We start from the raw sequence: 12878 nt of genomic DNA on the forward strand, positions 1-12878 counted from the left end.
AGAGCCTTTTCCCGCCGCCTCAACCGACCGTGAGCACCTTGACCTCGTACGACTCCAACATCGTGTCGCCGGTGAGCAGCGTGAGCGACTCGCAGCGGGCCTGCGCGATCAACAGGCGGTCGAAGGGGTCACGGTGATGCAGCGGAAGCCGGGCGACCTCCAGCCCGTGCGCCACCGTGATCGGCAACTCGCTGAAGGCGTTGGCCGTGATGAGCTCGGCCAGATCATCCGGCACGCTGAGTTTGCCGATGGAGCTCTTCGTGGCGATCTCGAACGCGCTGACCGCCGAGACATACACCGTGTTGTCGACGTCGGCGATCAGCTCGGTGGTCTCGCGAGTGAGTCGCGGATCGTCGAAGAGCCACCAGAGCAGCACGTTCGTGTCCAGCAACACCCTCATCGGGACTCGCCGTAGAAGAGGTCGACGACCTCGTCGGGCGTCTCGTCGAAATCGGCGGCGATCCAGCCTCTGCCCTTCCAACCGCCCGGGGTGCGCCTGGTGACCTCGTGCTTGGGCACCGGACCGAGGGCGGCGACCGGCCGCCCGTTCCGGGCGATGATCACGCTCTCGCCCTGGGCAGCCTGATCGACCAGCCTCGACAGCTGCGTCTTCGCCTCATAGAGGTTGACCTGGATAGTCATGACTCCCACGGTACGCCTAGACCTAGTCTGGTCAAGTCGACCTATCGGGTCGCACCGGCTAGTCGAAACGTGGCGTGGCCCCCGGCGCCAGCAGTGGCAGCCCCGGTGGAGCGCCCTGCTCGATCAGGCGGAGTAGGGCGTCGGTGTCGAGGTGTTCCTCGACCAGATCGGCGAGTAGGTCGAGTTGGGCCTCGCGGGCCGAGGCGAACTCGGTGTCCGGGGCGACGACGAAGCCAGATCGGCCTGCCTGGGCCGCAGCGCGGTGGAGGAAGGCCCGACGGAAGGCGTCGTTCTCGAACAGGCCGTGCCAGTGGGTGCCGGCCACCGGCCAGGACACCGCACCATCGCCGCTGTTCGGTCCGGATCCGACTTCCACCAGCGGCGGCAGCCCCGCCGCCCGCCGGTCGACACGGCCGTGGTGGATCTCGTAGCCGTGCACGACTTCGCCGAGCGCCCGGCCAGCCGGGGTGGCCAGGGTCTTGGTGGCATCGAAAGTGACATCGAGATCCAGCAGTCCGAGACCGTCGACCACGCCGCGTCGGGACTCCACTCGGTCGTCGATCCGGCGGCCCAACATCTGGAAACCGCCGCAGATGCCGAGTACCGGTCGGCCCGCCGCAACATGCCTGCCGATCGCCTCGGCCATTCCGGTGCGGCGCAACCATTCCAGGTCGGCGACCGTGGACTTCGAGCCAGGGATCACGATCAGATCCGCGTCGGCCAGTCGGGATGCCTCGGTCGCGAAGCGAACCGCCACGCCCGGCTCGGTGGCCAGCGCGTCGAGATCGGTGGTGTTGGACATCCTGGACAGCCGGGGCACGACCACCCGCAACCACGACTCCCCCAGCGGCGGTGCGGGGCTGCCCAACACCCCGTCGGTCGCGGTGGACAGCGAGTCCTCGGCGTCCAACCACAGTCCGGGTGAGAACGGCAGCACGCCGTGCACCGGCCTGCCGGTGAGCTCGGCGAGGGTGCGCAGACCCGGTTCCAGCAGCCCGACGTCGCCACGGAACTTATTGATCACGAAACCCGAGATGAGTGCCTGATCGGCCGCGTCGAGCAGCGCCAGCGTGCCGTAGAGGTGGGCGAACACCCCGCCCCGGTCGATATCGGCCACCACGATCACCGGCATCGCCGCCGGAACCGCCAAGCCCATGTTCGCCAGGTCGCTCTCCCGCAGGTTGATCTCGGTGGGCGAGCCCGCGCCCTCGCAGATCACCACCTCGAACTCCGCGCGTAGCTCGGCCAGGCTCGTCTGCACGGCCTCGGCCAGCTCCCGACGCCGTTCCCGGTATGACAGTGCGTCGACCTCGCCGATCACCTGGCCGTGCAGCACGACCTGGGAACTGCGATCGCTGCCCGGTTTGAGCAGCACCGGGTTGAACCGGACGCTGGGCCGCAGCCCGGCGGCCGCCGCCTGCATCGCCTGCGCCCGGCCGATTTCGCCGCCCTCGATGGTGACCACCGAGTTGTTGGACATGTTCTGCGCCTTGAAGGGTGCCACCCGCACCCCGCGTCGGGCCAGCCAACGACACAGTCCGGCGGTGAGCACACTCTTGCCCGCATCCGAGGTCGTGCCCGCCACGAGCAGGGCGCCACCCGGCGACCGATTCACGATTCGTTCTTATGTGGCGTTGTACTCATCAACGTTGACCTTCTGCACGCTGTTGCGCCAGCAACTCCTGGCGCAGTGCATCGAGCGTCGGCCCCGTGAGACTGCCCACGCGCCAGGTAACCCAGCCATTCGACGACTGCAGGCCAAGCGCCTTCGCCGCCGCACTGCTCGGCGACTTGTAGGCGACCTTATGAACCACGATCTCGCCATCTGCAGTCACGCTGGCCTGCGCCTCTGTACCACCCTGTTTAAGAAACAGCGTTTCCCCAGCTCTCAGCAGCCCGCTCGACACGAGGTCACCGAATTTGACCGCGAATGTGGCTCGGCTGACAATCCCGTCGCTCACCACCGGCCGATCCTCTGGTTCGGTCTCAGGATTAGGACGAGTCGTGTTGACATTCGCCAAACGCAACGCAGCCAGGATGCTCTTCACGAACGAATCGAGCGACAGCATCATGTGCTTCGGCAGCGTCTCGTCCCCGCTACTCCTCCCCTCGACGGCCGTGACGTCGTCCAGCGCAGCCACCTCCGCTGAGACACGGCCCTCCAGATAACCGATCTCCGCGGTGTTGAACCCGTCTGTCGTATCCCGTTTCACCGCCACCGCTCGCCGCCACGGTAACTTCTCGTTCCCGTTGTGCCGGGAGAGCCGAGTGCGCATCCGGCGCGCCTGCCCGACGTACACATGTCCCGAACCGTCATCCGTCAAGAGCACGTACACACCGGGAACGTCCCAGTCGCTCGCGGGCATCGCCGAAAGATGGGCTCGGTTGACGTACGCCACCCGAAGCGCATGTTCTACGAAGTCCGCGATCACCGGCGCCTCCGCATCGGACGGAATCTGCACATTGACCGGTGTTGTGCTCACGACGCCTCCTCGAAGGTGAGCAGCTTCTCGCGGTAACACCTTCACTGTTGCCAATTCGCCGCAGGCTCGGCCGCTCACGAACCTGCGGCGAATCGATCATCGAGCGGCTCACACCTGCGTCAGGATTTCCGCGCCGTCGGCGGTGACCAGGATGGTGTGCTCGAACTGGGCGGTCCACTTCTTGTCCTTGGTGGTGACCGTCCAGCCGTCGTCCCACATGTCGTAGTCGATGCCGCCGAGGGTGATCATCGGTTCGATCGTGAAGGTCATGCCCTCCTCGATCTCGGTGTCGACGTTGGGCTCGTCGTAATGCAGGATCACCAATCCGCTGTGGAAGGCCCGGCCGATGCCGTGGCCGGTGAAGTCGCGCACCACGCCGTAGTCGAAACGCTTGGCGTAGGCCTCGATGACACGGCCGATGACGTTGAGCCTGCGGCCGGGACGCACGGCGCGAATGGCGCGCATCGTGGCCTCATGGGTCCGCTCGACGAGCAGCCGGACCTCCTCGGCGGTCTCGCCCGCGAAGAAGGTCGCGTTGGTGTCGCCGTGCACGCCGCCGAGGAAGGCGGTGACATCGATGTTGACGATGTCACCGTCCTCGATCACCGTCGAATCGGGAATACCGTGGCAGATGACCTCGTTGAGCGAGGTACAGCAGGACTTCGGAAAGTTCCGGTAGCCCAGAGTCGAGGGGTAGGCACCGTTATCGCAGAGGAACTCGTGCACCACGCGGTCGATCTCGTCGGTGGTCACGCCCGGCGCCACGGTCTTGCCGCCGAGTTCCAATGCCTGCGCGGCCAGTCGCCCCGCCACCCGCATCTTCTCGATCACCTCGGCAGGCTGGACCCACGGGTCGGTGCTGCGTGCCGGGGCGGGCCGGTCCACGTATTCGGGACGGGTGATGAGAGCCGGAACCGGCCTGCGGGGCGTCTGCTGTCCAGGCCGAAGGGGTGAGCGAAGCGACATGCGTTCAGGTTACGCAGCGGCCGGTGCTCAGTCGCACCCTCGGTCGAACATCACCGCAGCAGCGCGCCAACCGATCAGGAAGACACCCAGGACCGCCGTGGTGACCAGTGCGAACGACACCGGAGGAATGCCCACCGTGATGGCACGGATGGCCAATCCCCCTAACACCACGCCTGCCCAGACGCCGACTCCGACGGCGAGCCTGGTGGGTTCACGCCACGCCTTGGTCGCCAGCCAGCCCAGGGCGAGGCCGCCGAGGAAGGGCGCCGCCGTGGTGACGACATCGCCGAGATCGGTGGCCTCCGCGTGGTTGCGTCGACCGACGAACGCGAACACCAGCACCGCCAGCACGTCGACCGACGCGGCAGGCAGCGCCCGAGTGGACCGGGACACGAGCACCTCTTCATCTTGATTCGCGAGGGGAACCCCTAGACCGGTCCGGTGGGGGTGGTGGGCCGTTCGCCTGCGACGCGAATGTCGCCGCGCGATGTCGGTCGCCGGACCGTCTCGTGCAGGCCTTGCCATGCACGACGCGCCACCGTACTCCCCGTATTTCGACGCGTGTCAGCGGCCGCCCCACCAGGCGGTTCGCGCTGGGCGACGATGCGACGATCAAGGCGGTGAGCTGCACTGATAACGGGTTGATTGCTGTCGGACGGCGGCACAACAGCGGGCCGCCGATGTACCGGGCTGTCCTAGTCGGATCAGACCAACACCGTGCCGAAACGACCCACCGTCTGAAAGCCGATCCGTTGGTAGACGCGACGGGCCACCTGGTTGTAGTCGTTGACGTACAGGCTGGCCGTACGACCGAGCCGATTCACCAGGTGGTCGACGACGGCCGAGGTCCCGTGCACGCCGAGACCTCGGCCTCGATGGTCCGGATGCACCCACACGCCCTGGATCTGTCCCACCCGCGAGGACAACGCCCCGATCTCGGCCTTGAAGACGACCTCGTCGCCATCGAAGCGGGCGAAGGCCCGGCCTGAGCTGACCAATTCCACTACCCGCGCCCGGTAGGCGGCGCCGCCGTCCTCGAGCCGAGGATCGACGCCGACCTCCTCGATGAACATCGCGATCGCGGCCGGGAGATAGCGCTCCAGATCCTCCAGGCGCACCCGCCGGACCAACGGATCCGGTCGCACTCGAGGGCTCGATGAGATCGCCAGCAACGGTTGGTCCGGTCGGACATCCCGCGCAGGCCCCCAGTCGGGTTCGAGGGCCTGCCACAAGCCCAAGACCTGCTCGGCGGGTCCGACCAACGAGGAGCAGAACCGTCTTCGGCGCAGTGCCCGGTCGGCGAAGGCTCGGAGGGCGCTGCGCCCGCCGCGCAACGGGATCAGATTCGCCCCGGAGAAGCAGAGACCGCTGAGTCGGGGGCCGACACCCCAGAGTTCGCCACCGAGGCGCCACGGATCGATGCCGGTCGCCTCCACCCTGGCCGCCACCATGCAGGCGGCGACCGGGTCGAGGGTGATCGCCGACCGAACCGAGGCCCCGTCGCGTTCGTCGAGCAGCCGTGCCACGGCAAGCCTCAACACGCTGTCCAGAGTGCCAGACAGGGCCCGGCGACCCGTCACGCGGGTGGCCCTAATTGATCACAGCGCGCTGAATCCGGTCGTCGGTCTCAGCTGACGCTGACGCTGGGCGAGCTGCCCTCGACGTCCTCCATCGTCTCGGCGATGCGCATGGCTTCCTCGATGAGGGTTTCCACGATCTGGTGTTCGGGGACGGTCTTGATGACCTTGCCCTTGACGAAGATCTGGCCCTTGCCGTTACCCGAGGCCACCCCGAGATCGGCTTCGCGGGCCTCGCCGGGTCCGTTGACCACGCAGCCCATCACCGCGACACGCAGCGGGACCTCCATGCCCTCCAACCCCGCGGTGACCTCCTCGGCCAAGGTGTACACATCCACCTGGGCGCGGCCGCAGGACGGACACGACACGATCTCGAGTTTCCTCGGTCGCAGGTTCAGCGATTGCAGGATCTGGGTGCCGACCTTGATCTCCTCCACCGGCGGCGCCGACAGCGACACCCGGATGGTGTCCCCGATGCCCTGCCGCAACAACGCCCCGAACGCCACCGCCGATTTGATGGTGCCCTGGAACGCCGGACCCGCCTCGGTGACCCCCAGATGCAACGGATAGTCACAGGCCTCCGACAGCAACTCGTAAGCGCGGACCATCACCACCGGATCGTTGTGCTTCACCGAGATCTTGATGTCGTGGAAATCGTGCTCCGCGAACAGGCTGGCTTCCCAGAGTGCCGACTCGACCAGGGCCTCCGGAGTGGCCTTGCCGTGCTTGGCCAACAGACGCGGATCCAACGATCCGGCATTCACCCCGATCCGGATCGGAGTCTTATGGTCGCGGGCGGCGTGGGCGATCTCTTTGACCTTGTCATCGAACTTCTTGATATTGCCCGGATTCACCCGCACCGCCGCACACCCCGCCTCGATCGCGGCGAACACATACTTCGGCTGGAAATGAATATCGGCGATCACCGGAATCTGCGACTTCGCCGCAATCGTGGCCAACGCATCCGCATCATCCTGCGTCGGACACGCCACCCGCACGATGTCACACCCCGACGCCGTCAACTCCGCAATCTGCTGCAACGTCGCATTCACATCAGCAGTCACCGTCGTCGTCATCGACTGCACCGAGATCGGGGCGTCACCGCCCACCTGCACGGCCCCCACCTGCAGGGCTCGGGTCTTACGTCGGGGCGCCAACACCGGCGGCGGAGCCGCGGGCATCCCAAGATCGACGCTCATCGAATCCTCTTTCGCGACTCGGTCCTCTAGCGGCCCGCCCGTGACGAGCGGGCCGCTACCAGCCTACGGGGTCAGCCGCAAGGGGTTGACGATGTCCGCTGTCAGGGTCAACAGCACGAAGGCGCCGCCGACGAACACCGCCGCGTAGGTCAGCGGAAGCAGCTTCGTGTAGTCCACCGGGCCGCCCCGGGGCTTGCCGCGCCAACCACGCACGGTGTCCCGCACCCGCTCGTAGACGTTGACCGCGATGTGTCCGCCGTCCAGCGGCAGCAACGGCAACAGGTTGAACACACCGACGAAGAAGTTCAGCGTCGCCAGTAGCAGCAGGAACAGCTCCCACAACCCCTGTTCGACGGCGTCGCCGCCGATGATGCTGGCGCCGACGACGCTCACCGGGGTGTTGACGTCGCGTTCGCCGCCGAAGATCGCGGTGAACAGGGCGGGAATCCGCTCCGGCAGTTCCAGCAGTCGCTGGAAGGTCTCGACGAACATGGTGCCGGTGAAGTCGAGGGTCGCGGGCACCGCGGCCAAGCCGTCGTAGTGGAAGGTCGCCGCCTGGCCGAGGCCGATCGCGCCCACCGACTCCAGGCCCTCGCCGCCGTCGAGCGGAAGCCGGTCGACCGTGGCGACGTCGACCGTCACCGTCTGCTCGGTGCCATCCCGGACGATGGTGAACTCGGTCGGCCCCTCGGCATCCCTGGTCTGCTCGAGCACGTCGGTGTAGAGGGGGGTCGCCGCCCCGCCGACCGCGATGATCTCGTCACCGGGCTGGATGCCCGCATCCCGCGCGGGCGAGGGATCGCCCGGGGCGCAGGGAACGAGCTGTCCGGTCTCCGGGTTCTGGTCACTGACGCAGTCGCTGATCACGCCGACCGAGGCCCGGCCGTCGATGTTGGGCAGGCCCAGGCTGAAGGCCATGATCAGCAGAATCAGGAAACCCAGGATGAAGTGCACCAGGGAACCTGCGGACAGCACGATGACGCGCTGCCACACGGGCTTGTTGTACATCGCCCTGGCGGTCTCGTGTGGTTCGACCTCCTCCAGCGCGGTCATGCCGATGATCCGGCAATAGCCGCCTGCCGGAATGGCCTTGAGCCCGTACTCCGTCTCACCGCGTCGGAACGAGAAGATCTTCGGTCCGAAGCCGACGAAATACTCGGTGACCTTCATCTTGAAGGCCTTCGCTGCGGCGAGGTGGCCGAGTTCGTGCAGCGCGATGGAGATACCGATCCCCAGCGCGAACAGGATGACCCCGATCACAAAGGCCACGTCGTCATTCCCTTTCAGCCACGGCGTCGCCTGCGGCGACACCCAGAAGTTCCCCGGCGCGGGCTCTGGCCCAGTTCTCGGCCGCCGATACGTCATCGATGCCGGCCGGATCGGTCCGCCAACCGTCCGCCGCACCCAGCACCTCGGAGACAGTGTCCACGATCGCGGTGAAATCGGTGCGACCTTGCAGGAATGCCGCGACGGCCTCCTCGTTGGCCGCGTTGTAGACCGCAGGCAGGCAACCGCCCGCCGCGCCCGCCTCCTTGGCCAACCGCACGGCCGGGAAGGCCTCGTCGTCCAGCGGTTCGAAGATCCACGCGCTCGCCTCGTCGAACCGGAGCGGCGTCGATGCGCCCGCTATCCGGTCCGGCCAGCCCAGCGCCACGGCGATGGGCAGTCGCATGCTCGGCGGGCTGGCCTGGGCCAACGTGGATCCGTCGATGAAGGTCACCATGGAATGCACGATCGACTGCGGGTGCACCACCACGTTGATGCGGTCATAGGGAACGTCGAAGAGCAGCTGCGCCTCGATGACCTCCAGGCCCTTGTTCACCAGAGTGGCCGAGTTCACGGTGATGACCGGGCCCATCGACCAGGTCGGGTGCACCATGGCCTGCTCGACCGTGACATCGGCCAGTTCGGCTCGACTACGCCCCCGGAACGGTCCGCCGGAGGCCGTGACGACCAGCCGGTCGACCTCGTCGGCCCGACCACCACGCAGCGCCTGCGCGAGCGCCGAATGCTCGGAGTCCACCGGCACGAGCTGACCGGGCGCCGCCGCGTTCAGCACCAGCGCACCGCCCGCGATCAACGACTCCTTGTTGGCCAGGGCGAGCGTCGCCCCGGTGCCCAGGGCCGCGAGGGTGGGCTCCAGTCCCCTGGAACCGACGATGGCGTTGAGCACGATGTCGGCCGGGGTGGACTCGATCAGTTCGACGACGGCCCGAGGACCGGCGAGGATGCGGGGCATCCGGAATTCGCCTCGCGAGTATCCCCGGCGCTGCGCCTCGGCGTAGAAGGCCAACTGGATGTCCTCGGCCGCCGTCGCACGGGCGACGGCGATCGCCTCCACCCCGAACTCCAACGCCTGGGCGGCCAGCGCTGCCGGGTCACCCCCGCCCGCCGCCAGTCCAACGACCCGGAATCTGTTCGGGTCGAGCCGGGCCACTTCGAGCGCTTGAACACCGACCGAACCGGTCGAGCCCAATAGCAGTACGTCGCGTCGAGTAGCGGGACCGTCTGAAGTCACGAAAGCGCGCATCGGGGGACATTCTCGCCGACCCCGCTTGGCCGTCCGATCCGGGCGGTGTGATGCCGAAGGCGCAGCCCGAACAACACTCCAGAAGGTAACGGAAAGATAACGACGTGGGTATCGCGGTGAAATCACACGAATGCCTGCCACCCGTCTGGGTACTCCCCCTGACAGCGGCGCAGACGACGCCTGAAGCATGAAAGGAGAACACCGATGGGCATCCTCGGTTGGATCGTGCTGGGGCTTCTGGCAGGCGCCATCGCGAAGGCGATCATGCCAGGCAAGGACCCCGGCGGCATCTTCATGACTCTTCTGTTGGGAGTCGTAGGCGCCTTGCTCGGCGGCTGGATAGGTAGCGCGCTCTTCGGTACCGAGCTACGCGACTTCTTCAGCATCCAGACATGGCTCATCGCGATCATCGGTTCGATCGTGTTGCTGGCGATTTACCGCATGGTCGTCGGGCGGCGGGGCCATGGTCAGCCTCGCGCCCACGCTTAAATCGGACTCCGTTGTAGTCCGGTCTCGACAAGGACCGCGAACGCCCTCGGGTGTTCGCGGTCCTTTCGTGTCCGGCGTCGGAAAGCCGGGCAGGCTCGCGCCTCGGCTGCGGCCGATCAGCTCGGCGAGCCGAGCACCGACGCGGCTCCCGCCCTGCGGGCCCGCCACACCGTGACGCCGACTCCGATCAGCAGCACCACGGCCGAGGCCGTCACCATCGCGGTGGACAACGCGACGATCTCCGGCGACACCCCGCGACGGGCCTGGCCGTAGACGAACACCGGCAACGTCGTCGAGCCGACCCCGGTGAGATAGCCCGAGGTCACGACGTCGTCGAAGGAGAGCACGAACGCGAAGGCACCACCAGCACCGATCGCGGGAGCGATCAGCGGCAACGTGACGGTGCGCCACCGAGTGAAGGGCCCCGCCCCCAGGTCGGCGGCCGCCTCCTCGACCCTGGGGTCCAGACCGGCCAGCCTGGCCCGCACCACGACCACGACATAGCTCAACGAGAACGTGACATGAGCCAGCAACAGCGCCCCGAATCCAAACGGAACACCCAGCAGCACAACGCAGAACGCCAGCAGGCTGACACCCAGCACGACCTCGGGCACCACCAGCGGCAGTGCCAACAGCGTCGTCCACAGGCCTCTGCCACGAAAGGCCCTGCGCAGACCGAAGGCAGCCAGCGTGCCGATCACCGTGGCCAGCACCGCGCTCACCGCCGCCAACCGCAACGACAGCAGCAGCGCGGAGAGCACCCGCTCATCCCGCACCAACTCGCCGTACCAGCGCAGCGAGAAGCCGGTGAAGGTACTCACCGTGCGGGAGTCGTTGAAGGAGACCAGCGCCAACCACAGGATCGGGGCGTACAGGAAGACATAGACGGCGGCCGCCGCCAAACCGAGCCGCCACGGCCACCGGCCGGTACGACGGTGCGCCGGTCGCGCCGATGGAGCACTCACAGCACGTCCTCCCCCCGCCTGCCGCGTGCCAACAACACGAACACCACCAACACCAGCAGCAACACCGCCATCGCCGAGCCGAGCGGCCAGTTGTTGCCCGCACCGAACTGATCGTCGATGACGCTGCCGAACGTGCTCTGATCGACGCCGCCGAGCAGGCTGGGCGTCACGAAGTCGCCTGCCGCAGGCACCAGCACCAACAGCGACCCGGCGAGGATGCCGGGCAGCACACCGGGAAGCACCACGCGGACGAAGGTGCTCAGTCTGCCGTGACCCAGGTCGTAGGACGCCTCCACCAGCTGGTGATCGAAGCGGACGCAGGCCACGTACAGCGGCAGCACCATGAACGGCAGGAACCCGTAGACCAACCCGAGGACCACGGCGGTGTCGGTGAACAGATAACCGCCGTCGCGGCCGAGCCCCACCGCGCCCAGCAATCGATCGACGGGACCGCCGTCGTCCAACAGCGCCTTCCACGCATAGACCCGGACCAGATAGCTGGCCCAGAACGGAAGCAGCACCAGGGCCAACAGCACGGTCCGAAACCGTCCACCGTGTCTGGCGATGAACCAGGCCAACGGGAAGGCCAACACCAGGCAGGTCAGCGTGGTGACGACCGCGTAGCCGAGGGTTCGCCAGAAGATCGGCAGGAATGCCGGATCGAGCGCGGTCCGATACGGCAGGGTCGTCCAGGGCAGCACCGCGCGTGCCGCGCCGGTATCCCTGGTCGCGAAACTGAACTGGACCACCAGCGCCAGCGGGGCCACCAAGAACATGCCCAGCCACACCGTCGCAGGGCCGAGCTGCCCGACGGCGGCCAGAGCTCTGCCGCGTGAAAGGGCTCGATTCACCCGGTCTTCACCCTTGTCCAGGCGTCCGCGTAACGACCCTCCGTCTCCGCGCCCAGGTCTGCGGTGAAGGGCAGCCGCGCCAACTCGTCGGCGGGCGGATAGATCAACGGGTCCTCGCGCAACGCCGGGTCGATCAGCTCCAGCGCGGCCTCGTTGGGGCTCGCGTACTGGATCTCCTCGGCCAGCCGGGCGCCGACCTCCGGACGCAGGATGTAATCGATGAACCGATGCGCGTTCGCGGCGTGCGGTGCGTCGTTCGGAATGCACAGCACATCGACCCAGGACAGGCCGCCCTCCTCCGGGATGACGTACACCAGGTCGGAGTTGATCTCCTGAGCCTGGAACACGTCGCCCGAATACGCCTGGGCCAGCGGAGCCTGCCCGGAGGCCAGCGGTTCGATGACGTCGGAGGTGATCTGACCGAGTCGGCCCTTCAACTCGAGCAGGTACGCCACGGCCTCGTCCAACTCGGATTGCTCGACGGTGTTCGGATCGTGGCCCAGCGCCAACAGACCGAGGGCCAGCCCATCGCGCGCCTCGTCCAACAGGATGCTGCGCCCCCGAGCGGAGGGCAGATCGAAACCGGCGAGGCTGGTCACGTCCTCGCCCAGCTGCTCGGGGGAATAGGCCAAGCCGGTGGTGCCCCAGGCCCAGGGCACCGAGAAGCGGTTGTCCCGGTCGTAGTCGGCCTCCCGGAACCGCTGCTGCAGGTTGCCCAGGTTGGGCAGCATGTCGTGGTCGAGCGGACGCAGCAGATCGGAGCGCAGGAATCGCCGCAGGAAGTTGTCGGTGGGGATCACCAGGTCATAGCCCGCCGCACCGGAGGCGATCTTGGCCTCCAACTCGTCGTTGGAGCTGAAGTTGTCGTAGGTGACCCGGATACCGGTCTCCGCCTCGAAACCAGGCAGCGTCTCCTCGTCGATGTAGTCGGTCCAGTTGTAGAAGTTGAGCACCGGCTCGTCGACGTCGTTGCTCGCGGGCGTGGCCCCGGCCGGTCCGGTGTCCCCGCCCGACGGGGCCTCGCCGACGCCGCAGGCGGCCAGGCCCTGCGCCGCGACGGCGAAGAAGGCCATCGAACGCAGCATCGAACGCCGCGTCACCCTCGGGTTCGCCCCTTCCCACAGTCGTGCGATGCGAACCGCAGGCCGGGTGTCCCGATCGGATGCCATCGTGCAT

At 67.3% G+C, this 12878-nt stretch carries 14 protein-coding genes; 1 reads left to right on the forward strand and 13 read right to left on the reverse strand.

What is annotated here, in order from left to right; genetic code table 11:
* Nucleotides 1-19 precede the first annotated feature (19 nt).
* The 10 genes from BKA25_RS18230 to dxr all read right to left on the reverse strand — a co-directional run bounded on the left by BKA25_RS18230 (nucleotide 20) and on the right by dxr (nucleotide 9397).
* Nucleotides 20-400 (reverse strand): type II toxin-antitoxin system VapC family toxin, encoded by a 381-nt coding sequence (locus BKA25_RS18230; RefSeq protein ID WP_069848074.1) that lies wholly within the window; start codon nucleotides 398-400, stop codon nucleotides 20-22.
* Entirely contained in the window at nucleotides 397-642 is a 246-nt protein-coding gene (locus BKA25_RS18235) for a type II toxin-antitoxin system Phd/YefM family antitoxin (protein WP_069853464.1), read from the reverse strand. Before BKA25_RS18235 ends, BKA25_RS18230 begins: the two co-directional genes overlap by 4 nt.
* A 58-nt stretch (nucleotides 643-700) precedes the next feature.
* The gene (locus BKA25_RS18240; protein WP_069848072.1) at nucleotides 701-2257 is read right to left on the reverse strand and encodes a cobyric acid synthase; all 1557 of its coding nucleotides are present in this window, start codon (nucleotides 2255-2257) and stop codon (nucleotides 701-703) included.
* A 28-nt stretch (nucleotides 2258-2285) separates the two neighbouring features.
* Nucleotides 2286-3125, reverse strand: a complete 840-nt coding sequence (locus BKA25_RS28440; RefSeq protein WP_069848070.1) for a restriction system modified-DNA reader domain-containing protein — start codon at nucleotides 3123-3125, stop codon at nucleotides 2286-2288.
* Between the two features lie 108 nt (nucleotides 3126-3233).
* Complete coding sequence (gene map, locus BKA25_RS18250) at nucleotides 3234-4091, reverse strand: type I methionyl aminopeptidase (RefSeq protein ID WP_069848068.1); 858 nt, start codon at nucleotides 4089-4091, stop codon at nucleotides 3234-3236.
* Between the two features lie 27 nt (nucleotides 4092-4118).
* Nucleotides 4119-4484, reverse strand: coding sequence for a DUF3054 domain-containing protein (locus tag BKA25_RS18255; RefSeq protein ID WP_069853463.1), 366 nt, complete (start codon nucleotides 4482-4484; stop codon nucleotides 4119-4121).
* Nucleotides 4485-4795: 311 nt separating this feature from the next.
* Nucleotides 4796-5632, reverse strand: a complete 837-nt coding sequence (locus tag BKA25_RS18260) for a GNAT family N-acetyltransferase (protein WP_069853462.1) — start codon at nucleotides 5630-5632, stop codon at nucleotides 4796-4798.
* Nucleotides 5633-5718: 86 nt separating this feature from the next.
* The gene (ispG, locus tag BKA25_RS18265; RefSeq protein ID WP_069848065.1) at nucleotides 5719-6867 is read right to left on the reverse strand and encodes a flavodoxin-dependent (E)-4-hydroxy-3-methylbut-2-enyl-diphosphate synthase; all 1149 of its coding nucleotides are present in this window, start codon (nucleotides 6865-6867) and stop codon (nucleotides 5719-5721) included.
* A gap of 63 nt (nucleotides 6868-6930) precedes the next feature.
* The gene (locus BKA25_RS18270; RefSeq protein ID WP_069848063.1) at nucleotides 6931-8136 is read right to left on the reverse strand and encodes a M50 family metallopeptidase; all 1206 of its coding nucleotides are present in this window, start codon (nucleotides 8134-8136) and stop codon (nucleotides 6931-6933) included.
* Between the two features lie 4 nt (nucleotides 8137-8140).
* Nucleotides 8141-9397: a 1-deoxy-D-xylulose-5-phosphate reductoisomerase gene (gene dxr, locus BKA25_RS18275; protein WP_069848061.1), complete on the reverse strand. Its 1257-nt coding sequence runs from the start codon at nucleotides 9395-9397 to the stop codon at nucleotides 8141-8143.
* Nucleotides 9398-9601: 204 nt separating this feature from the next.
* On the opposite strand from dxr, the gene BKA25_RS18280 reads away from it, so the two are divergent.
* Complete coding sequence (locus BKA25_RS18280; protein ID WP_069848059.1) at nucleotides 9602-9886, forward strand: GlsB/YeaQ/YmgE family stress response membrane protein; 285 nt, start codon at nucleotides 9602-9604, stop codon at nucleotides 9884-9886.
* Nucleotides 9887-10002: 116 nt separating this feature from the next.
* On the opposite strand, the gene BKA25_RS18285 is transcribed toward BKA25_RS18280, so the two are convergent.
* Genes BKA25_RS18285 through BKA25_RS18295 form a run of 3 tightly spaced genes read right to left on the reverse strand, consistent with a single transcriptional unit; the run spans nucleotide 10003 to nucleotide 12871 of the window.
* Complete coding sequence (locus BKA25_RS18285) at nucleotides 10003-10851, reverse strand: ABC transporter permease (protein ID WP_084642751.1); 849 nt, start codon at nucleotides 10849-10851, stop codon at nucleotides 10003-10005.
* Nucleotides 10848-11702, reverse strand: a complete 855-nt coding sequence (locus BKA25_RS18290) for an ABC transporter permease (RefSeq protein WP_069848055.1) — start codon at nucleotides 11700-11702, stop codon at nucleotides 10848-10850. Before BKA25_RS18290 ends, BKA25_RS18285 begins: the two co-directional genes overlap by 4 nt.
* The gene (locus BKA25_RS18295; protein WP_069848053.1) at nucleotides 11699-12871 is read right to left on the reverse strand and encodes an ABC transporter substrate-binding protein; all 1173 of its coding nucleotides are present in this window, start codon (nucleotides 12869-12871) and stop codon (nucleotides 11699-11701) included. Before BKA25_RS18295 ends, BKA25_RS18290 begins: the two co-directional genes overlap by 4 nt.
* Nucleotides 12872-12878: the final 7 nt, after the last annotated feature.

This window comes from Actinoalloteichus hymeniacidonis (assembly GCF_014203365.1).
GTDB lineage: Bacteria > Actinomycetota > Actinomycetes > Mycobacteriales > Pseudonocardiaceae > Actinoalloteichus_A > Actinoalloteichus_A hymeniacidonis.